This is a genomic window from Bradyrhizobium sp. Ce-3 (assembly GCF_022835695.1).
Taxonomy (GTDB): domain Bacteria; phylum Pseudomonadota; class Alphaproteobacteria; order Rhizobiales; family Xanthobacteraceae; genus Bradyrhizobium.
Window position 1 is genome coordinate 66,000 of record NZ_BQUV01000003.1, and the last position, 19,547, is coordinate 85,546.

The following is a 19,547-nucleotide window of genomic DNA, read 5'->3' on the forward strand; positions in this document are numbered from 1 at the left end:
AGCGGACACCGTCGTGCAAAAAACGCCAAGTATCGCAGGACGCCAAGTATCGCAGGACGCCATATGACCGCACTTTCAGGCGATTGGGAAGTGTGCGGGATGTCCGCTTCCGACCCAAAGCGAGCATCGCGGTTGCGGTGATGTCTCCGTCTGGTCCCAGGCATCTTGGCGAGCCCTTCGCCAATCAGCCCTGCAGGGCGGTGGGTTGATCCGCCTTGTGGGCTCACGTAGTCGTTCGTGATGAGCGAGCGTAAGGCCGGCGCCAGGACTGCAGCCCCTCCAGATACGAAAACCATTTTGCTCGGGGTCGCCTGCGGCCTCGGCGCGGCGCTTTGCTGGGCGCTCGGCTTCGTGGCGACGCGGCACGGCCTGAGGGTCGGGTTCACTCCCGTCGATCTCTTGATGCATCGCTTCCTGTGGTCGGGCATCGCCTTCCTGCCGCTCGTTGTGCGCGCCGGCCTCCGCGATCTCTGCGGCATCGGCTGGGGCCGCGGCATGGCGCTGATGCTGCTGGGCGGGCCGGTGATGTCGCTGATCAGCTATGCCGGCTTCATGTTCGTGCCGCTCGGCCACGGCAGCGTGATCCAGCCGTCCTGCGCGACGCTGGGCGGGCTGTTTCTCGCGGTAGTCCTGCTGAAGGAGGCGATCTCGCTCTCTCGGATCGCCGGCGCTGTTATCATCGTGGTCGGCCTTGCGGTGATCGGCAGCGAGTCGATCGGCCACATGGGAACGAGCGCCGTGATGGGCGATCTGATCTTCGTGATGACCGGATTGATGTTCGCAGGCTTCGCCACCCTGGTGCGCTATTGGCGGGTCTCTGCGTTCTCGGTGGCGACGGTCATCAGCGTGCTGTCGCTCGCGCTGTTTCCGCTGTACGCCGCCTCGGGCGGGCTGGCGCGCGATGCGGCCATCGGCCTCAACGAAAATGCGCTGCAGGCTGTCGCTCAGGGCATCCTGGCCGGGCCCGTGGCAATGTATCTGTTCGCGCGGTCGATCCAGCACCTCGGCGTTGCCCGCGCGGCGGTTCTTCCCGCGACCGTGCCGGCGCTGACCCTGCTGTTGGGATGGCTCCTGATCGGCGAGCCGCCGACCACGCTGCAGGTGGCCGGATTGGTCACCGTGCTGGCCGGATTCTACCTCGCGCAACGCCAGGGTTAGGGGTGCTGTCGTCGCCACGCGTGAGGCGGCCCGATGGATTCCGGGCTCTCGCTTCGCGAGCCCGGAATGACAGTGAGGTGGACGCTCTCTTCGGACCCCCTAGGGGGTGAGCGACGACAGCGGTGGACGTAGCGCGATGTGCGTCCCATGCGCCCATCGAGGGCGAGGCGTCGAGCTTAGTGGTCGGTCTTCGGCGCCTTCGCCGCAAAGTCGAGGCCGAGACGGAGGGCGCGCTCCTCGCGGTCTTCGGTCAAGAACTTCAGTTCCCGTTCCAGCGACCGCGCGACCTCGTCTTGTGTTTCCTTGGCGTGGCGGCGGGAGCCGCCTGACGGTTTGGCCGGTTGGGCAGTCACGGGAGAACCCTTGTCATCGCAGTGTCACAGGCTCAGGCATGCCACGGTGGGCGTCGCGCGCACAATCAAAAAGAATTCAGTGCGCGCCGATTGGAATGTTTGTTGTGCATCTGACTCAAATTTAAGCAGGAAATTCTCCAGCCTCGTTTCGGGTCGCGCCGCGGCCGCGATCTCATCAATTCGGATGAGAAAGCCCGGTTCCGACGAAATCATTTCTGAAATCGCACGAAGGCGTCCTGAAACGGACAAGGTCTAACCTTAGTAGCGTTGTGAAGGACAGGTGCCTGGTAGACGCTGATGGCCAGCGGTCGTGAGATTCACGACGGAGGTCGTTGGTCAGTGCGCCTGAGTTGTTGGGGATGATCCCGGAAATGAAGAAGCCGAATGCTGTGCCATATGTCTGGGCGGCCGCGCTGATCGCGGTCGCCATCTGGGGTGTGAGCGGCACCCCGCAGATGGCACATACCTCCGCCAGCACGCATCTGGCCCGCGCGCGGTAAAGCCCTCTCGCGTGCATTTGGCTCCCGGTTCGTCCGGAGAGCGCGTCAGAACCTCAGAACAGAAGCCTAGAGCTTCGGCCGCAGCGAGCGCTGCATATCCATCGTGTAGGTGTAGCGCCCTTCGGGGTGCGTGGTGATGGTGACCTCGAACAGTTCCTCGCGCAGCCCGTAGTAGCGGCGTACCACGGTGAGCGCCGGCGAGCCGGTCTTGACCCCGAGCGCCTTGGCGATCGGCGCCGGCATGCCGCGGACGAAGATTTCCATCTGCGCGCGCTCGGTGACCTGGCCGTACATCTTGGCGATCTGCTCGTGCACCGGGGTGCGGCCGTGGTCGCTGCGGGTCACCACATCGGCGAACCGGCGCAGCACATAGATCTCGGTCCAGCCGAGCGGGGCGGCGAACTGGTCTGAGCGGCGCACCGCCTCGATCAGGAACCAGCTCTTGCCGGGCTCGCATTTCAGCAGCCCGGCGAGCTTGCGATCGGCGACGATGTCGCTGCTGTTGACGACGTCGCGGTAGGTCTCGTTGGAATAGCGCAGCCATTCGCCGAGCGACTTGACGCTGTGGGTGAACAGCACCGGCGGCTCGGAAGCGATCACCACCGAGCCGAGCCCGGCGCGGCGCACGATCAGGCCCTGGTCGATCAGGATGCGCAGCGCCTCGCGCACGGTCTGGCGGCTCGCCTGATAGCTCGCCATCAGCTCGGTCTCGGTCGGCAGCAGATTGCCGACCGCGTAGGTGCCGAGACGGATGTCCTTCTGCAATCCGGTGGCGATGTCGCGGTAGCGGGACGATCTCGCCCTCTCCGGTTGTTCAGACATGGCGGATCACTGGTATGCCGTATGGCAGGCGACCGGATGTCCAGACTGCATCGACTGCAGCGCGGCCTCGAATGCGGCGAGCGTCGCCAGCACATCTGCCTCCGGCACCGGGAACGGCTGCGTGCCTGCGATCGCATCGGCAAAGGCGGCAAGTTCCGCAGCTAGCGTGTCGACCGCCGGGTAGCGTCGGGTCGCGGGCGCCGCGCCGGATGTCCGTAGCACCATCGTCGTCTCGTCGAGCACTTCGGCAGATCCCTTCGTTCCGAACACATGCACGCGCCAATAGAACGGTGTTGCGCGGATCGTCGCAAGGGTTGCACTCACGCCATTCACAAATTCAATCGCTAAAGTTGCAGTGTCGAGCGGCGGCGGTCCCGCTTCGCGTTCATGCAGCGTGGCATAAACCTGTCGTGCCGGGCCGAGCAGGCTGACGAAACCATCGAGCACATGCAGCCCAGCGCCGGTCAGCCCGCCGCCCGGCGACTCCCCGGGCGACAGCCGCCAGCCCTGCGTGATGCCTTGCGAGTTCTCGTTGCTGTTGTGGCCCTCGACATGCAGGATCGTGCCGAGCTCGCCGTTCGCGGTGATCGCGCGCAGCGCCTGCATCGACGGCCAGAACCGGCGGTTATGCCCGACCGCGAGCGTCACGCCGGCGCTGCGGCAGGCCGCGAACATCTCGGCCGCATCGCTGCGCCGAAGCGCCAGCGGCTTCTCGCAAAACACCTGCTTGCCGGCCCTCGCTGCCGCGATCACCTGGCCCTTGTGCAGCGAATGCGGCGTCGCCAGCAGCACCGCATCGATGGCGGGGTCGGCGAGCACGGCGTCCAGGCTCGCTGCGGGCGACAGGCCGTGCGCGGCGCAAAAGCTCGCGGCGCCGGCGATGTCGGGTTCCACCGCGCTTGTTATCCTGAGCCGGGGTTCGTTGCGCGCGGCCTCGACCAGCGCGCGGCCCCATCGCCCGAGGCCCGCGATCGCACAATTGATCATGAATGGTCCTTGTCCTGATCGCGTCCGGCCCGGATCGCCTCGATGACGGCGGCGCTGTCGCTGTCCGGGCCTTCGAGTGTGATCGCCGCGCGCAGCAGCTCGGCCTGCACCGAGGTCAGCGGCAGGGGCAGGCCGTGCCGGCCGGCCTCCTGCAGGATCAGCTCGGCGTCCTTCAAGGTCTGCGCGATATGCGATTGCGGCGAGAAGTCCCGCGCCAGCATCTTCGGTCCCTTGCTGTCCATCACCTTGGAATATGCGGCCGATCGCCGCGCGGTCGCAAGGAACGTCGCGCCGTCGAGGCCGAGGCTCTCGGCAAAGGCGATGCCTTCGGCCAAAGCGGCGCGGTTGTTCTGCAGGATCAGGTTGATGGCGAGCTTGGTGCGGCTGGCATTACCGATCGCCCCGACGTCGATCCGCTGCGGGCAGAGAATGTCGAGCGTTGGCGCGGCGGCGGCGATGACGTCGGCATCGCCGGCGACCAGCGCGGTAGCGGTGCCGGCGCGGACCTCGGCGCTGGTGCCGGAGATCGGCGCTTCGATCAAGGAGAGGCGCGAGCGTGCGGCGAACTCGGCGATCGCCGCGATCTCGCCGGGGGCGCAGGTGGTGGTGCAGATCAGGCGCGGCGGCACGGCCGCGTTGGCGAAGTCCGGCAGCAGGCCCGTGACCTGGGCCGCGTCATACACCGCGATGACGATGGTCCGGCAGCGCGCCGCGACGTCGGCGGCGAAGGCCGCGAACTCGGCGCCGCTGGCCCGCAGGCCGTCCGTCTTCGCCGCGTCGATGTCGAACCCGATCACGCCTATGCCGGCGTCGATCAGCCGCGCGGAAAGCGCCGATCCCATCAACCCCAGGCCAATCATGCCGACAGGTGTCTCGCGAGCCATGATGAGCCGCCGCTTCGTGCTATTGCGGCTGGATGCCGGCCGCCTTCACCTCCGCCGACCAGCGCACCACCTCGCTCTTGACGAAGGCGCCGAACTCGGCCGGCGGCAGCGGCGCCACGATCACGCCGACATCGGCGAGCTTCTTCCTGGTCTCCGGCATCGCGAGGTATTTCGCGCATTCGGCGTAGAGCTTGTTGACCACCGGCTCCGGCGTGCCGGCTGGCGCGAACAGGCCGTACCAGATGGTGGCCTCGAAGCCGGGCATCGCTTCTGACAGCGCGGGCAGGCCGGGCGTCAGCTCGTTGCGGGTCGCCGATGTCACGGCGATACCGCGCAAGGTGCCGCCTTGCATCTGCGGGATCGCGACCGAGAAATCGCCGAAGGTCAGGTCGATCACCCCCGCCATCACGTCGGTCATGGCCTGCGGCACGCCGCGGTAGGAGGCGGCGATCAGCGACAGGCCGCCGCGCGACTGCAGCTGCGCGATCGAGATCTGCGATGCGCCGGAGCCATAGCCCGCGGTCAGGTTGGGCGTTGCCTTGGCGTAGGCCAGGAACTGCGGCAGGTCCTTGGGCGCGAGCTTCGGGTTGACCAGCAGCACCATCGCCGTGGTGGTGGTGCGGATGACAGGTGCGAAATCCTTCACCGGATCGTAGGGCAGGCTCTTGAGCGTCGCGACATTGCTGGCATGGGTGGTGTTGGTGCCCATCAGCAGCGTGTAGCCGTCGGGGGCACTGCGGGCGACTTCCTGGGCGCCGATGCTGCCGAGCGCGCCGGCGCGATTCTCGATCAGCACGGTCTGGCCGAATGCGTCCTGCAGATGCTGGCCGACCAGCCGCGCGACATTGTCGGGGCCGGCGCCGGCCGGGAACGGCACGATGATCTTGAGCGGCCGTTGCGGGAAATCGTCCGCCGCGAAAGCCGGCAGGACCGGAAGTGCCGCGAGCAGGACGACGAGCAGCCCCAGCCGTAACTTCATCCCGGTCCCCTCCGTGTCTGCTTTTGCAACTTTATACGGACAAATATGCGGAAAGTGCAAGCCAGAAGCCTATCGGAATATTGAGATGCGACATATTTATCCGTATAAATAGCCCAAACAGGGGAGCCAGACGACGATGGTGGACATCAGCGATCTCCATGCGCGCGGGCTGCGCCGGCGCCAGAAGATGTTCGGCGAGGGCGATGTCGCCAAGCGGATGGCCGCCGCGGGCGATTTTGGCACGCCGCTGCAAAACATCATCAATGCTTACGTCTATGGCGACGTCTGGGAGCGCTCCGGGCTGTCCGACCAGATTCGCAGCCTGGTGATGCTCGGCATCACCGCGGCGAGCAGCAAGCCGACCGAGTTCCGCGTCCATGCCAAGGGCGCGCTCGCGAACGGCTGCACCGCCGCACAGGTCCAGGACGTGCTGCTGCTGGTCGCGATGTATTGCGGCATTCCGGCCGCGATCGAGACCAGCAAGATCGCAGCCGAGGTGTTCGGCGAGGCGTCGCCGGAGGGGTAGGGCGCTGGGCTCCGCCGTGATAGGGACGTTGCCAACTGCGATCGGCAACAGGATGCGCCCAAGGATCTGCCCATGTCCGGCTTCCCGACCTCGACCACCGTGCTGGATTCCGTGCTGTTTCGCGATGCCTTCGGCACAAGCGAGATGCGCGAGGTGTTTTCCGACCTGCGGCTGGTCGCGCGTTATGCCGAGGTCGAGGTCGCGCTGGCAAAGGCCGAGGCGCGCTGCGGCGTGATCCCGGCGGACGCGGCCGCGGAGATCGCGAAGCGGACCGATGTCGCCGCATTCGATTTCGACCTGCTGCGCCAGGAGACCGACGTGGTCGGCTATCCGATCCTGCCGCTGGTGCACCAGATGGCCAAGCAGTGCGGCGAGGCCGGCCGCTATGTGCATTGGGGCGCCACCACGCAGGACATCATGGACACCGCCGTGGTGCTGCAGCTGCGCGATGGCCTTGCGATCATCGAGGACGATATCGCTGCGCTGCGCGGCATCCTCGCCGATCTCTCGAAAAAATACCGCGACACGCCGATGGCCGGCCGGACCCATCTGCAGCAGGCGCTGCCGGTGACCTTCGGCTACAAGACCGCGATCTGGCTCGCCGCGCTCGATCGCCACGCAGCGCGGCTGGCTGAACTGAAGCCGCGCGTGCTGGTCGGCCAGTTCGCGGGGGCTGCCGGCACGCTGGCCTCACTGGGCGGCAAGGGATTCGAGGTCCAGGCCGCGCTGTGCGAGGAACTCGGCCTCGGCGTTCCCGTCTCGACCTGGCATGTCGCGCGCGACGGGCTCGCCGAAGCGGTGAATTTCCTCGCGCTGGTCACGGGTACGCTCGGCAAGATCGCGCTCGACATCATGATCATGGCGTCGACCGAGTTCGCCGAAGTCTACGAGCCGTTCGTGAAGGGGCGCGGCGCCTCCTCGACCATGCCGCAGAAGCGCAACCCGATCTCGTCGGAGCTGATGCTCGCCGCCGCCAAGGCGGTGCGGCAGCATGCCGGCCTGATGCTGGATGCGATGGTGCAGGATTTCGAGCGCGCCACCGGCCCGTGGCACGCCGAATGGATGGCTATCCCGGAAAGCTTCGTGCTGACCGCGGGCGCGCTGCACCAGGCCAGGTTTGCGCTTGGCGGCCTCATTGTTGATGAAAAGCGGATGGCCGCCAATCTCGACATCAGCCGCGGGCTCATTGTGGCCGAGGCCGTGATGATGGGGCTTGCGCCCGCGGTCGGCCGGCAGGAGGCGCATGATTTGGTCTACGACGCCTGCCGTGTCGCCAACGACAAGGGTCTGACGCTGGCTGAGGCGCTGGCGGCGGATCAGCGCGTCGCGAGCCGGATCGATCGGGCGACGATCGATCGCCTCACCGCACCGAAAAACTATCTCGGCCTCGCCCCCGAGATGGTCGATCGCGTGCTGGCCTCGGTGAAGCGGTAAAATTCGAGGCAATTGCTCGCCGTCGCGTGATCGGACGCGACGGGCAGGAACCTTGCGAATGCGGATCGAATTGGACTACGAATCCTAAAAGCCCTCAAACGACACGGCCGGACGCTTCATGACCGCACATCAACGCAATCTTTCCGCCTCGATCGATCCCGTCAAACTTGATCGGCTCGCCGAAGTCGCGATCAAGGTCGGCCTGCAGCTGCAGCCGGGGCAGGATCTCCTGCTGACCGCGCCGTCCGCGGCCATGCCGCTGGTGCGGCGGGTCGTCGAGCATGCCTACAAGGCCGGCGCCGGTCTCGTGACCCCGTTCTTCTCCGACGAAGAGCTCACGTTGGCGCGTTACCGCTACGCCAATGATGCGAGCTTCGATCGTGCCGCGGGCTGGCTCTACGAGGGCATGGCGAAGGCGTTCGGTGCCAACACCGCGCGGCTTGCGATCGTCGGCGACAATCCGATGCTGCTGTCGGGCGAAGACCCGGCCAAGGTGGCACGCGCCAGCAAGGCCAATTCGATCGCCTACCAGCCGGCGCTGGAGAAGATCGTCAATTTCGACACCAACTGGAACATCATCGCCTATCCGAGCATGTCGTGGGCGAAGCAGGTATTTCCTGACGATGCCGAGGACGTCGCGGTGGCCAAGCTTGCCGATGCGATCTTCTCCGCGTCCCGGGTCGACCAGGACGGCGCCGTCTCCAACTGGGACAAGCACAATGCCAGGCTTCGCGAGCGTACCGAATGGCTGAACGGTCAGCGCTTCCATGCGCTGAAATATTCCGGTCCCGGCATGGACCTCACGATCGGCCTTGCCGACGGCCATGAATGGGAAGGCGGCGCCTCGACCGCCAAGAACGGCATCGTATGCAACGCCAACATCCCGACCGAGGAAGTCTTCACCACGCCGCACTGCCGCCGCGTCTCAGGCCACGTCGTCAGCTCCAAGCCGCTGTCGTATCAGGGCACGCTGATCGACAACATTTCGGTCAAGTTCGAGGAAGGCCGCATCGTCGAGGCCAAGGCCTCGCGCGGCGAGGAAGTGTTGAAGAAGGTGCTCGACACCGACGAGGGCGCACGCCGCCTCGGTGAGGTCGCGCTAGTGCCGCACTCCTCGCCGATCTCGAAGAGCGGGCTGTTGTTCTTCAACACGCTGTTCGACGAGAATGCCGCCTCGCACATCGCGCTCGGCCAGTGCTACTCGAAATGCTTCGTCAACGGCGACAAGCTGACGCCGCAGCAGATCGCCGAGCAGGGCGGCAACAAGAGCCTGATCCACATCGACTGGATGATCGGCTCCGCCCACACCGACATCGACGGCATCCACGCCGACGGCCGCAGCGTGCCGGTGTTCCGCAAGGGCGAGTGGGCGTAAGGCGCGGCTCACCTGCCTAATCCCGTCATCCTGAGGTGCGCGCTCTTGCGCGCCTCGAAGGATAGAGGGCCCGGATATCGCGTGCGCGGAGAGACTTCGGTCGTTCGCCCTTCGAGGCTCGCTTCGCTCGCACCTCCAGGGTGACGGGAATAGATTAGTGTTCTCGAACCATTCCGAATGATCGCCTATTGAAACCGCCGCTCCCGCGCGGCGATCAGCTCGCTCCGCGGCGCGCTGAAGCGGCAGGTCTCGTGCTGCGGCTTGAAGCCGAGCCGGCGGTAGATCTTCAGCGCGGGCGCGTTGCGGCTCGAGACGTTGAGCCAGCAGGGATGCTCGACCGACACGTCGTGGGCGGCCAGCACGCGATAGACCAAGAGCTGGCCGAGCCCGCGTCCCTGTCGCGCCGGGTCGACGGCGACCGACTCGATCCACATCGAGTTTCGCTCCGGCTCGGTCAGGCAGAAGCCCGACATCTGTCCATCCTCCGACGCGATCCAGACTTCGCTCTCGGTCAGGACCTGCGCCATCTCCTCCCGCGAGTACAGGCGGAACGCGGCGTCCGAGGCATAGGCGGCGTTATGGATGCGCGCGACCTCGCCCGCACAGGCGGTGACGTCTGAGGCCTGTTCGATGGTGGCGCGGGCGGCCGCGAGCGTACGCGCCGGCTGCAACGGCTCGACGCATTTCATCCCGATCTCGGACTCAAGATGAACGAAGCCGAAGGCGGCGACGAACGCCATTCCCGCCGGCCAGTCGCTGCTCACCAGCGTCTGGACCGCGAGATCCGCGTCGGTGTCGATCGCAAGCACATCGTCGAACAGCGCGAGGCCAATCCGGCGGCGCCGCATCTCGGGCGCCACGACGATCTTGAGGAACCGGGAGTGATGCGCGCCCTGATCGCGCATCGAGGACTCGGCGAGCCCGAGCAGCCGGCCATGGCGCTCGGCGACACGAAAGTCGCGGCCGCCACGGTTCTGCGGCAGTTTCAAGAACTGGTCCCATTGCGGCAGCGTGACAGGGCCTAGCCGCGGTTCCACCGCAGCTGCCTTTGCGTAGAGTTCAACCACCGCTTCTGCATCAGCCTCTCGAAGCGGCCGGATGGTGATGCTGTCATCCATGAGTCGAGAGTTTACCCGATATCGAGCCGATAGACATCCTTTGCCGTCTTCAAGAACAACGCCGTCTTTTCGGCTTCGCTATATTGTGATGCAAGCCGTTTAAAGGTGTTGAAGATCACCTGATAGCTGCACTGTCCCTTATCAGGTGGGAAGTTGCTCTCGAACATGCAACGGCTCGGCCCGAACGCCTCGATGCAAGTCTCCACATAGGGCCGCCAGGCGGCGGCGAGTTCCTCCGAGGAGGGCGGCCTGGGGCGGAGGTGGAAGTCGTAGCCGAGCAGGCACATCGCCAGCCCGCCTAGCTTGACCGCGACATTCGGGCATTTGGCGATCTCCTGGATCGACGCCTTCCAGACCGGAAAGGTCTCCTCGCGCTTGCCCGCGAAGCGGCCGGTGCCGACCGGGCCGCCGCAATGGTCGAGCACGATCCTGGTGTCGGGGAAGGCGCGGGCGAGGTCGGTCAGCTCGCCGATCTGCGGGTGGAACAACCAGGCGTCGAAGCTGAGGCCGAGCGGCGCCAGACAGGCGAAGCCCCTGCGGAAGGTGGAATCGAGCAGAATTCCCTTCGGCCGGTTGGCGTACATGTGGGCGACGTTGGGGTCCTCGTCCCATGCCGAGGAGTGGCGGATGCCGCGGAACCGGCCGTTGCCGGCAGCGATCTCCGCCTCCAGCACCGCCTTGGCCTGGTCGCCGATCAGAAGGTTAACGTGGCTGACGATGCCGGCGCAGATCGCCGCCTTGCCGTAGCCGCCGCTCGCCGCCATCGCCGCGACGCCGTTGGCGAACTCGACCTCGCCGACCGGGCGGAACGCCTCCGGCCCGTCGGCACGATACATCGACCGGCAATCGACATAGACGGTCGCGACGATGTTGTGGCCGGAGGCGATGTCGTCGCGCATCTCCTCGATCAGATAGCGCAAGCCGCCGCGATCCCAGAGATGGTGGTGCGGATCGACGATCGGCCGGTTAGGATCGATGATCTCCTCGGTATATTGAGCGAGCCAATCTTCGCGCGGATTGGCATAGAGCCCGCTGGCGGAGGCGGGTAACGTGCTGGCCATCGATTTTCACTCCCGTTGGTTTTGCTTCTTCTTGAATAGAGCCGCTACACCCCGTCGAGGATGATCACCGTCGGCGTCGCCGGCAAGGTGTCGCGCGATATCCGCAGCGTGCGCTCGCCGCCGCGGCGGTCGATCTCGAACTGCTGGCCGATCAGGCGCATGAATTCGTCGAGCGGGGTGGCGAAGCGGTGCATCGGCAGCACCACGGCGGCGCGCAGCCGCTTGGTGATCTCGGAGATGCCGTCGAGCGACATCGTATAGGTGCCGTCGATCGGCACCATCACGATGTCGAGCCGGCCGATCGCCGCGAAATGGCTGTCGTCCAGCTTGACGTGGAGGTGGCCGAGATGGCCGATGCAGAGGCCGGCGACCTCGAAGATGAAGATCGAGTTGCCGTCCTTGATCATGTCGCCGCCGGAATCCTCGCCCCAATAGCGGCGGATGTCGGTCGTGACGTTGCGGAAATAGACGTCGCCGATCCGCATCGCGTAATGCGTGGCCTGGCCGTTGTCGCCCCAGCCATGCAGCACGTGGGGAATCCTGGGGTCCGGAAACAGCGTGTAATGCGTCGCATGGGCCCGGTTCATGGTGGCGACGTCGGGCAACCGTCCGGTCTGATAGACGCCGTTGTAGTCGGTCGCGATCCTGATGCCCTCAGGGGTGTCGATGTAATAGGTCGAGTGGCCCGCATAGGTGATTGCGACCTCGTCGGCTTTGGCCGCGACGCGCCGGTAGTTCACCGGGACGGCGCGCGGCGGTGCATTGGCCATCGCCAGACATTCGCTGCGCTGGGCATCCTGCGCGAAGGCGTGGCTGATGAACGTTCCCAGCAAGACGAGCGCGGCGAGCAATCTCAGCATGACCTGTTCCGCTTTCGGCGAACTCCGCCGTGGCGAGACTATCGCGCAATTGGCGTGCCGTCATGATGAGACCGGTGCATCGCTCCATGGCGCCGGCTGCAACGCGATCGCAGCGGATTGTTGCGTCGGGACGCGCTATCATGCCGCGCAGACAACCGGGATCAGGGAGTTACGCGTGACTGACACTGCCTCCGCGCCGCGCGCGCCTTCGACCAAGCGGCTCGAACCATTGCGCCATGTCGACGCAGGCGTGCTCAACATCGCCTACTACGAGGCTGGTCCGGCCGACGGGCCGGCCGTGATGCTGTTGCATGGCTTTCCCTACGATATCCATGCCTATGTGGACGTCGCGCCCGCCCTGGCGGCGCGGGGCTGCCGGGTCATCGTGCCCTATCTGCGCGGCTACGGGCCGACCGTGTTCCGCGACAAGGCCACGCCCCGCTCGGGCGAGCAGGCCGCGGTCGGCGCCGACCTGATGGCGCTACTGGATGCGCTCGGCATCAAGCGCGCGGTGTTCGCCGGCTATGACTGGGGCGGCCGCGCCGCCTCGATCGGCGCGGCGCTGTGGCCGGAGCGTTGCATCGGGCTGGTCTGCGCCAATGGCTACATGATCCAGGACATCGCCCATGCGATGGTGCCGGCGCGCCCGGAGCGCGAGGTGCCGCTGTGGTATCAATATTACTTCCAGCTCGAGCGGGGGCGGGCCGGGCTTGCCGCCAACCGGGTCGGAATTGCGAAGATCCTGTGGTCGCAATGGTCGCCGAGCTGGGCGTTCGACGAGGCCTGCTTCGCGCGCAGCGCGGTTGCATTCGATAACCCTGATTATGTCGACGTGGTGATCCACAGCTACCGGCATCGCTACGGCGTTGTCGCTGGGGATCCGCAGTATGCCGACATACAGCGGCGGCTGGATGCGCTGCCGGCGATCACAGTCCCCACCATCTCGCTCGACGGCGCCGACGACGGCGTGACGTTCGTGACCGACGGCAGCGGCACTGCGGAAAAATATACAAGCCGCCTGGCCTATCGCGTGATTCCAGGCGCCGGCCACAATCTGCCGCAGGAAGCGCCCGAGGCGTTTGCCGCGGCGGTGCTGGAGGTGATGAAAGCCTGATCGCCGTCAGGCGCGCCGCGGGCTGATCTTCCAGGCGATCGCCAGCGTCAACAGCGTCAGAATGCCGCTGATGAGCGCGCCGATCGGGATCGTCAGGGCCAGAGCCGCCGTTGCGGCCCAGCCGATCGAGCAGAAGGCTTCCGCGAAGGTGGCAATGCGCGAGGAGGTCTGGCGCCGGCGGAACTGGCTGCGCTTGGCCTGCGCGCGGAACCAGAGCTGGACCGCGGCGGCGGATGCGGTCGCAATGATGATCGCGATCGCCGTCACCGCGGCTTGCTGCAGCGAAGCGAATGCCAGCGCGGCCACCAGCGGCGCGAACACGGCGGCGATCGCGAGCAGGACGACTTCGACCTTGGCGCGGGTCACGCGTGACGGCGGCAGCGGCGCGGTCGCCACCAGGTCGGGCGCGTCCTCGCCCGAGATGGTCAGCCAGGCGAGCCCGCCGGCGAGCTGGCCCGCGGCCATCACGATCACAGGCGTGATCAGCACGATCGCGGTCGACGTGCCGGAGAAGCTGCGCCACAGCATCAGCGCCGGCGGCAGCAGATAGAGCATTTGCATCAGGCTCTGCGACAGCAGCCACGGATCGCGGCGCAGCAGCAGAAATTCCTTGCGCCGCAGCGCCTGTTGCCGCGAGCCGGTCCGGAACGCGCGGGCGCGCCCCCGCGTGACCGCGGCCGGATTGGCGGCGACGCGTGCAACCGTGTCGGCAAACCGCGGCGCGAACACCGCCATCACGACGCCGAGCAGCACGAGGCTTGCGGCGAGCAGCAGCATCATGATCTCGAGATCGCCGAGTGATGCGCGCGCTGGCCACCAGATCAGGCTGTCGGGGGCGGGGGCAATGTGCGCGGCAGTTTCCGAGGTCAGAAAGGCAAAGCGCGACAGCGTGCCATAGGACAGCACGGCGACGACCTGCAGCGCGATGACGAAGCCCGCGCCGATCACGGCGGAAACGATCTGCGCCACCAGCCGCGTCCGGCCCGGCCCGATCAGACGGAACAGCAACGCCGTGATGGCGATCGCGGTGGCTGCCGCTGACAGCCCGATCGCCGCGACGACGCCGAAGCCGGAGAGCCAGCGCGGGCCGCCGAGATACACCAGCACGTCGATGAACGGCGTGGACAGCAACAGCGCCATGCTGCTCACCGTCAGCGCGATGGCGGCGATCCGGATCGAGAAGATGTTGGTGAGCTTCGCCGGCGACGACATGATCAGATCGAGATCGGCGCGGGCATAGAACACCCGCGTCACCGACTCGATCGCCTGCGACAGCATCAAGGCCCAGGCCAGGAAGATCGTCGCGGTCAGCACGATCAGCGAGGACGGATCGAGCGGAAACCGCAGCTCGGCGTAGCGGTTGACCACGGCATAGGCCGGCAGATGCAGGATCGCCGCGAAGATCAAGAGCCCGATCACGGCGCGATTGCGCCGGCGCCGGCCGCCGGTCATCATCGCCAGCCATTCGCGCCAGGCCAGGCGGAATTCGTGGCGCGCGAACCAGCCGAGATGGGCGACCGAGCTCACGCGGCCGCCGCCTCTGTATCGACCAGCGCGATGAACATGTCCTCGAGGGTGGTGTCGTTGCGGCCGTTCTGCGCGCGCAACTCGGCCAGCGTGCCCTCGGCGATCAGTCTTCCGGCCGCGATCACGCCGATCCGGTCGGCCATGCGCTCGGCGACTTCGAGAATATGGGTCGTCATGATCACCGTGCAGCCGGCGCGGACGCGCTCCTGCAACAGTCCCTTGACGTGGCGCGCCGACAGCGCATCGAGGCCGGTCAGCGGCTCGTCGAGGATGATCAGGCGAGGATCGTGCACCAGCGCGCCGGCCAGCGCCACCTTCTGGCGCATGCCCTTGGAGAAGCCTTCGCACCGCTCGTTGAGATGCGGCTCGAGCCCGAGCGACACCAAGAGATCGTGCGCCGACCGCTCCGACGTGCGCGGATCGATGCCCCACAGGCCGGCGACGAATTCGAGATATTCCAGCGGCGTCAACTTGTCGTAGATCATCGGCTCGTCGGACACCCAGGCCATGATCTGCTTGGCGGCGACGGGATCGGCCAGCGCATCGATGCCGAGGATCGACACCGAGCCGGCGTCGGGCCGCAGCAGCCCTGCGACCATCCGCAGCGTCGTGGTCTTGCCGGCGCCGTTCGGCCCGAGCAGCGCATAGAACTCGCCGACACGGATGGTGAGATCGAGCGCGTCGACCGCCGGCCGGTCAAAACGCTTGGTTAACCCTCGCACCGCGAGTGCGGACAGTTCCGATGTCATGGTGTGTAGCGATCCGGGATTTCGCTCGTCGGTTGCGCAAGATGGACAAAAACCGTTTCGGTGCAGTGAATCGCACGGGGTAAATCGAAGGTGATATCCGTATTAGTCCGTGCTGCGGCAAATCTCCGCAAATGTGATGATATAGCCGGAACAGCGGTTTGTTGACAGGGATCGGGCCTTTTGGCTCAATCGGGGCGGACATAGGCGGCTTTCAGCGCTTCCGACACAAGGGCGTGAAGGCGGGATGCAACGAGCGATCGGATAAGAATCGCCGGGCATCGGGGAGGGAACGATGCTGGACTTTGTTCAGCAGCTCGTCAGCGGCATTGCGCTCGGCTGCGTTTACGGCCTGATCGCGCTTGGCTTCGTGCTGGTCTACAAGGCAACCGAGGTCGTCAATTTCGCGCAGGGCGATCTGATGATGCTGGGCGGCTTTTTCGCCTTCACCTTCATCGGCATGCTCGGACTGAACTACTGGGTCGGCTTCGCCGGCGCGGTGATCTGCATGGCGCTGTTCGGCATGCTGGCCGAGCGGCTCGTGGTGCGGCCGATCCTCGGCTATCCGCAGTTCTCCATCATCATGGCGACGATCGGGCTCGGCTATTTCCTGCGCTCGGTCTCCGGCATGATCTGGGGCACCGACGACTTCAAGATCGAGACGCCGTTCAGCCAGGGCGTGCTGCGGATCGGCAGCCTGGTGCTCGCCTATGACAAATTGTCGGTGATCGCGGCGACGATCATCCTGTGCGCGCTGCTCTATCTGTTCTTCAACCGCACCACGCTCGGCACCGCGATGCGCGCCAGCTCGGAGAACATGCTGGCTGCCTATTACATGGGCATCCCGGTCAAGCGCGTGGTCTCGATCGTTTGGGCGATCTCGGCGGCGGTCGCAACCTGCGCCGGTGTGCTGCTGGCGCCGATCACCTTCATCCATTCCAATGTCGGCCTGGTGCTGGGGCTGAAGGCGTTTCCGGCCGCGGTGCTCGGCGGCTTCGGCTCGATCCCCGGCGCGGTGGTCGGCGGCGTGCTGATCGGCGTGATCGAGAGCATGGCCGGCTTCTATCTGCCGCAGGGCTGGAAGGACGTCGCGCCCTACATCGTGCTGCTCGCGGTGCTGCTGCTCAAGCCCGAGGGCCTGTTCGGCCTTCACGTCCGCAAGAAGGTCTAGAGCATGATCCGGAAAAGTGGAAACCGGCTTTCCGAAAAGATCATGCTCAAACAAGGAGACGAGATCATGATGCGACTGAATCGCACCATGATCTAGGGAGCAACGCATGCGGTTTCTCTTCAAGACCGACTATGAAGACGACATCAGGCTGTTCCCGCATTCCGGCTATATCTATTCCTACGGCCTGCTGCTGGCGGTGCTGCTGCTCGCGCCTTACGTGCTCTCAAGCTACCTGATGAGCCAGGTCGTTTTCGTCTGCATCTACGCGACCGTCGGTGTCGGGTTGTTGATCCTGACCGGCTTCACCGGACAGGCCTCGCTCGGCCATGCCGCGTTTCTGGCGATCGGCGCCTACACCGCGGCCTATCTGCAGCAATTCAACGTGCCGTTCCCGGTCTACTTCCTCGCCGCGGGACTGTTGACCGGCGCGGTAGGCGCGCTGGTCGGTTTTCCGGCGCTGCGGCTGCAGGGCATTTATCTCGTGATCGCGACGATCTCGTTCGCCTTCATCGTCGAGGAGATCCTGGCGCGCTGGGAAAGCGTGACCCACGGCAATGAGGGCATGCGGGTCAAGACCATGCAGCTGCTCGGCACCACGGTGTCGCGCGACGGCCCGACTTTCTACTATCTCTGCCTCGCGGTGCTGGTGCTGACCATCGTCGGCACGCTCAATCTGCTGCGCTCGCCGACCGGGCGCGCCTTCGTCGCGATCCGCGACAGTGAGACCGCGGCGCGCAGCATGGGCATCAATGTCGCGCTCTACAAGGTGAAGTCGTTCGCGATCTCGGCCGCGATCACCGGCTTCGCCGGCGTGCTGTTCGCGCACAAGCTGTCGTTCATCTCGCCCGAGATGTTCACCTTGCAGCTCTCGATCGAGTTCATCATCGTGATCCTGATCGGCGGCACGTTCAGCCTGCATGGCGCGGTGCTCGGCGCGATCTTCCTGGTCATGATCGATCCGTTCCTGACCTACCTGAAGGACGACATGCCCGGCGTGATCGCCGGCGTCGCGGCAACACTCGGCGCGGGCACCGAACGTGCCGGCCACATCCAGGATGCGGTCGCGGCCTTCGCCTCAGCCAACGGGCTGAAGGGCGCGATCTACGGCATCATCATCGTGGTGTTCGTGCTTTTCGAACCCTTGGGACTCTACGGCCGCTGGCTCAAGATCAAGCTCTTCTTCCAGCTGTTCCCGCTCTACAAGCGCGCCACCTTCAAGCGGCAGAAGATCTACGTGAAATCGGAGCGGAACCGATGAGCTACTTCCGCGCCGAGAACCTGTCCCTGCATTTCGGTGGCCTGAAAGCGGTCGATGCCGTGAGCTTCGCGGTCGAGAAGGGCGAGATCCTGTCGATCATCGGGCCGAACGGTGCCGGCAAGAGCTCGATCTTCAACCTGATCTCGCGGATCTATCCGCCGACCTCCGGCAAAATCTTCTTCGAGGATCAGGACATCACCCAGGAGCCGGCTTACGATATCGCCAAACTCGGCATCGCGCGCACCTTCCAGAACATCGAGCTGTTCGAGAATGCCACCGTGCTGAGCAATCTCCTGGTCGGCCGCCATCGCCACTCCACCACCCGGCTCTGGCAGGAGCTCTTGTTCCTGCCGAATGTCCGCGCCGGCGAGAAGGCGCATCGCCGCCGGGTCGAGCAGGTGATCGAATTCCTCGATCTCGAGCCGTACCGCGACAAGCTGATCTCGGGGCTGCCCTACGGCGTGCGCAAGGTGATCGAGCTGGCGCGCGCGCTGTGCTCGGAGCCGAAGCTGATCCTGCTCGACGAGCCGTCGTCCGGCCTCAATGTCGAGGAGACCGACGACATGTCGTTCTGGATCCGCGATATGAAGAGCGAGCTCGGCATCACGGTCTTGATGGTCGAGCACGACATGACGCTGGTCAACCGGGTCTCCGACCGCGTCATCGCGTTGAACTACGGCCGCGTGCTTGCGATGGGCTCGCCGTCCGAGGTGCAGCACCATCCCGACGTCGTCGCAGCCTATCTCGGCGCATGAGGATGATGCCATGAGCACGTCGGACATCATCCTGAAGCTCTCCAACATCGAAAGCTATTATGGGCCGATCATGGCGATCCGCGGCATCAGCCTCGAGGTGCCGCGCGGCCAGATCGTGACGCTGCTCGGCGCCAACGGCGCCGGCAAGACCACGGTGCTGAAGACGATCTCCGGCATCCTCGATCCGCAGAAGGGCTCGATCGAATTCCTGGGCAAGCCGATCCAGCGCATGGAGGCCGACCGGATCGTGCGACTCGGCCTCAGCCATGTGCCCGAGGGACGCGAAGTGTTTCCGTTCCTGTCGGTGCGCGAGAACCTGATGATGGGCGCCTATCTGCGCAAGGACCGCGACGGTGTGGCGCAGGACCTCGAACGCGTCTACGGCTATTTTCCGCGGCTGAGGGAGCGGCTCGGCCAGCCCGCCGGGCAGCTCTCGGGCGGCGAGCAGCAGATGCTGGCGATCGGACGGGCGCTGATGAACCGGCCGACGCTGCTGCTGCTCGATGAGCCGTCGCTCGGGCTGTCGCCGATCCTGGTGAAGGAGATCTTCACCATCATCCGCCGCGTCAATGAGGAGCAGGGCATGTCGATCCTGCTGGTCGAGCAGAATGCCAAGATCGCGCTGGAGACGGCGCATTACGGCTATGTGCTGGAGATCGGCCGCGTCGTCATGAACGACACCTGCGAGCGGCTGATGAATTCACCCGATATCCAGGAATTCTATCTCGGCGCCAAGGAAGCCGGCGCGCGGGGCGAGCGGCGCTGGAAAAAGAAGAAGACGTGGCGTTGAGGAGGGCTGGCGTTGAGGAAGGCTGGCGTCGACGAAAGTCGACGCTGCGTTGAGCGAGAGTTGGAGCTAGGTTTCAGGCCTGTTTCGCGAACAAGACCGGCATTCGAGCCGGCGCGTGAAGCAGGCGGC

Annotated in this window: 21 protein-coding genes; 10 read left to right on the top strand and 11 right to left on the bottom strand. The window is 65.6% G+C overall.

The window, feature by feature from the left end; all coding sequences use genetic code 11:
• The first annotated feature begins 240 nt into the window (after positions 1 to 240).
• Positions 241 to 1,158, top strand: a complete 918-nt coding sequence (locus BRSPCE3_RS11390) for a DMT family transporter (protein WP_244065913.1) — start codon at positions 241 to 243, stop codon at positions 1,156 to 1,158.
• Between the two features lie 176 nt (positions 1,159 to 1,334).
• Here the strand turns inward: BRSPCE3_RS11390 and BRSPCE3_RS11395 are convergent, their stop codons facing one another.
• Positions 1,335 to 1,511, bottom strand: a complete 177-nt coding sequence (locus BRSPCE3_RS11395) for a hypothetical protein (RefSeq protein WP_244065914.1) — start codon at positions 1,509 to 1,511, stop codon at positions 1,335 to 1,337.
• A gap of 24 nt (positions 1,512 to 1,535) precedes the next feature.
• Positions 1,536 to 1,724 (bottom strand): hypothetical protein, encoded by a 189-nt coding sequence (locus BRSPCE3_RS11400; RefSeq protein ID WP_244065915.1) that lies wholly within the window; start codon positions 1,722 to 1,724, stop codon positions 1,536 to 1,538.
• 158 nt (positions 1,725 to 1,882) lie between these two features.
• Here BRSPCE3_RS11400 and BRSPCE3_RS36030 point away from each other — a divergent pair, with 158 nt between their 5' ends.
• Positions 1,883 to 2,011: a hypothetical protein gene (locus tag BRSPCE3_RS36030; protein ID WP_283843107.1), complete on the top strand. Its 129-nt coding sequence runs from the start codon at positions 1,883 to 1,885 to the stop codon at positions 2,009 to 2,011.
• Between the two features lie 66 nt (positions 2,012 to 2,077).
• On the opposite strand, the gene BRSPCE3_RS11405 is transcribed toward BRSPCE3_RS36030, so the two are convergent.
• The 4 genes from BRSPCE3_RS11405 to BRSPCE3_RS11420 are packed head-to-tail and all read right to left on the bottom strand — an operon-like array spanning position 2,078 to position 5,683.
• A complete protein-coding gene (locus BRSPCE3_RS11405) occupies positions 2,078 to 2,833 on the bottom strand; it encodes a GntR family transcriptional regulator (protein WP_244065916.1) in 756 nt (251 codons plus the stop codon).
• 6 nt (positions 2,834 to 2,839) lie between these two features.
• The gene (locus BRSPCE3_RS11410) at positions 2,840 to 3,820 is read right to left on the bottom strand and encodes a Gfo/Idh/MocA family protein (RefSeq protein WP_244065917.1); all 981 of its coding nucleotides are present in this window, start codon (positions 3,818 to 3,820) and stop codon (positions 2,840 to 2,842) included.
• Positions 3,817 to 4,704, bottom strand: coding sequence for an NAD(P)-dependent oxidoreductase (locus BRSPCE3_RS11415; RefSeq protein WP_244065918.1), 888 nt, complete (start codon positions 4,702 to 4,704; stop codon positions 3,817 to 3,819). The genes BRSPCE3_RS11410 and BRSPCE3_RS11415 overlap by 4 nt, the downstream gene beginning before the upstream one ends.
• A gap of 19 nt (positions 4,705 to 4,723) precedes the next feature.
• A complete protein-coding gene (locus tag BRSPCE3_RS11420) occupies positions 4,724 to 5,683 on the bottom strand; it encodes a tripartite tricarboxylate transporter substrate binding protein (protein WP_244065919.1) in 960 nt (319 codons plus the stop codon).
• Between the two features lie 136 nt (positions 5,684 to 5,819).
• On the opposite strand from BRSPCE3_RS11420, the gene BRSPCE3_RS11425 reads away from it, so the two are divergent.
• The 3 genes from BRSPCE3_RS11425 to BRSPCE3_RS11435 all read left to right on the top strand — a co-directional run bounded on the left by BRSPCE3_RS11425 (position 5,820) and on the right by BRSPCE3_RS11435 (position 9,018).
• Positions 5,820 to 6,209, top strand: a complete 390-nt coding sequence (locus tag BRSPCE3_RS11425) for a carboxymuconolactone decarboxylase family protein (RefSeq protein WP_244065920.1) — start codon at positions 5,820 to 5,822, stop codon at positions 6,207 to 6,209.
• Between the two features lie 72 nt (positions 6,210 to 6,281).
• The gene (locus BRSPCE3_RS11430; RefSeq protein ID WP_244065921.1) at positions 6,282 to 7,643 is read left to right on the top strand and encodes an adenylosuccinate lyase family protein; all 1,362 of its coding nucleotides are present in this window, start codon (positions 6,282 to 6,284) and stop codon (positions 7,641 to 7,643) included.
• 118 nt (positions 7,644 to 7,761) lie between these two features.
• A complete protein-coding gene (locus tag BRSPCE3_RS11435; protein WP_244065922.1) occupies positions 7,762 to 9,018 on the top strand; it encodes an aminopeptidase in 1,257 nt (418 codons plus the stop codon).
• Positions 9,019 to 9,203: 185 nt separating this feature from the next.
• Here the strand turns inward: BRSPCE3_RS11435 and BRSPCE3_RS11440 are convergent, their stop codons facing one another.
• From BRSPCE3_RS11440 to BRSPCE3_RS11450, 3 genes are read right to left on the bottom strand one after another with little or no spacing between them, the layout of a single operon-like run.
• Positions 9,204 to 10,136 (bottom strand): GNAT family N-acetyltransferase, encoded by a 933-nt coding sequence (locus BRSPCE3_RS11440; protein ID WP_244065923.1) that lies wholly within the window; start codon positions 10,134 to 10,136, stop codon positions 9,204 to 9,206.
• An 11-nt stretch (positions 10,137 to 10,147) separates the two neighbouring features.
• Positions 10,148 to 11,197 carry an amidohydrolase gene (locus tag BRSPCE3_RS11445; RefSeq protein ID WP_244065924.1) on the bottom strand — a complete coding sequence of 350 codons (1,050 nt, stop codon included), beginning with the start codon at positions 11,195 to 11,197 and terminating at the stop codon, positions 10,148 to 10,150.
• 44 nt (positions 11,198 to 11,241) lie between these two features.
• On the bottom strand, positions 11,242 to 12,057 hold the full coding sequence (locus BRSPCE3_RS11450; RefSeq protein ID WP_244065925.1) for an MBL fold metallo-hydrolase: 816 nt from the start codon (positions 12,055 to 12,057) through the stop codon (positions 11,242 to 11,244).
• Positions 12,058 to 12,232: 175 nt separating this feature from the next.
• On the opposite strand from BRSPCE3_RS11450, the gene BRSPCE3_RS11455 reads away from it, so the two are divergent.
• A complete protein-coding gene (locus BRSPCE3_RS11455; RefSeq protein ID WP_244065926.1) occupies positions 12,233 to 13,171 on the top strand; it encodes an alpha/beta fold hydrolase in 939 nt (312 codons plus the stop codon).
• Positions 13,172 to 13,177: 6 nt separating this feature from the next.
• Here BRSPCE3_RS11455 and BRSPCE3_RS11460 read toward each other — a convergent pair whose 3' ends face one another.
• The gene (locus tag BRSPCE3_RS11460; protein ID WP_244065927.1) at positions 13,178 to 14,698 is read right to left on the bottom strand and encodes a permease; all 1,521 of its coding nucleotides are present in this window, start codon (positions 14,696 to 14,698) and stop codon (positions 13,178 to 13,180) included.
• Positions 14,695 to 15,447 (bottom strand): ABC transporter ATP-binding protein, encoded by a 753-nt coding sequence (locus BRSPCE3_RS11465; RefSeq protein WP_244065928.1) that lies wholly within the window; start codon positions 15,445 to 15,447, stop codon positions 14,695 to 14,697. Before BRSPCE3_RS11465 ends, BRSPCE3_RS11460 begins: the two co-directional genes overlap by 4 nt.
• 292 nt (positions 15,448 to 15,739) lie before the next feature.
• Here BRSPCE3_RS11465 and BRSPCE3_RS11470 point away from each other — a divergent pair, with 292 nt between their 5' ends.
• From BRSPCE3_RS11470 to BRSPCE3_RS11485, 4 genes are all read left to right on the top strand, one after another.
• Complete coding sequence (locus BRSPCE3_RS11470; protein WP_028336612.1) at positions 15,740 to 16,615, top strand: branched-chain amino acid ABC transporter permease; 876 nt, start codon at positions 15,740 to 15,742, stop codon at positions 16,613 to 16,615.
• 106 nt (positions 16,616 to 16,721) lie between these two features.
• The gene (locus BRSPCE3_RS11475; protein ID WP_244065929.1) at positions 16,722 to 17,873 is read left to right on the top strand and encodes a branched-chain amino acid ABC transporter permease; all 1,152 of its coding nucleotides are present in this window, start codon (positions 16,722 to 16,724) and stop codon (positions 17,871 to 17,873) included.
• The gene (locus BRSPCE3_RS11480) at positions 17,870 to 18,628 is read left to right on the top strand and encodes an ABC transporter ATP-binding protein (RefSeq protein ID WP_244065930.1); all 759 of its coding nucleotides are present in this window, start codon (positions 17,870 to 17,872) and stop codon (positions 18,626 to 18,628) included. Before BRSPCE3_RS11475 ends, BRSPCE3_RS11480 begins: the two co-directional genes overlap by 4 nt.
• Positions 18,629 to 18,638: 10 nt before the next feature.
• A complete protein-coding gene (locus BRSPCE3_RS11485; RefSeq protein WP_029077992.1) occupies positions 18,639 to 19,418 on the top strand; it encodes an ABC transporter ATP-binding protein in 780 nt (259 codons plus the stop codon).
• The last annotated feature ends 129 nt before the right edge of the window (positions 19,419 to 19,547 follow it).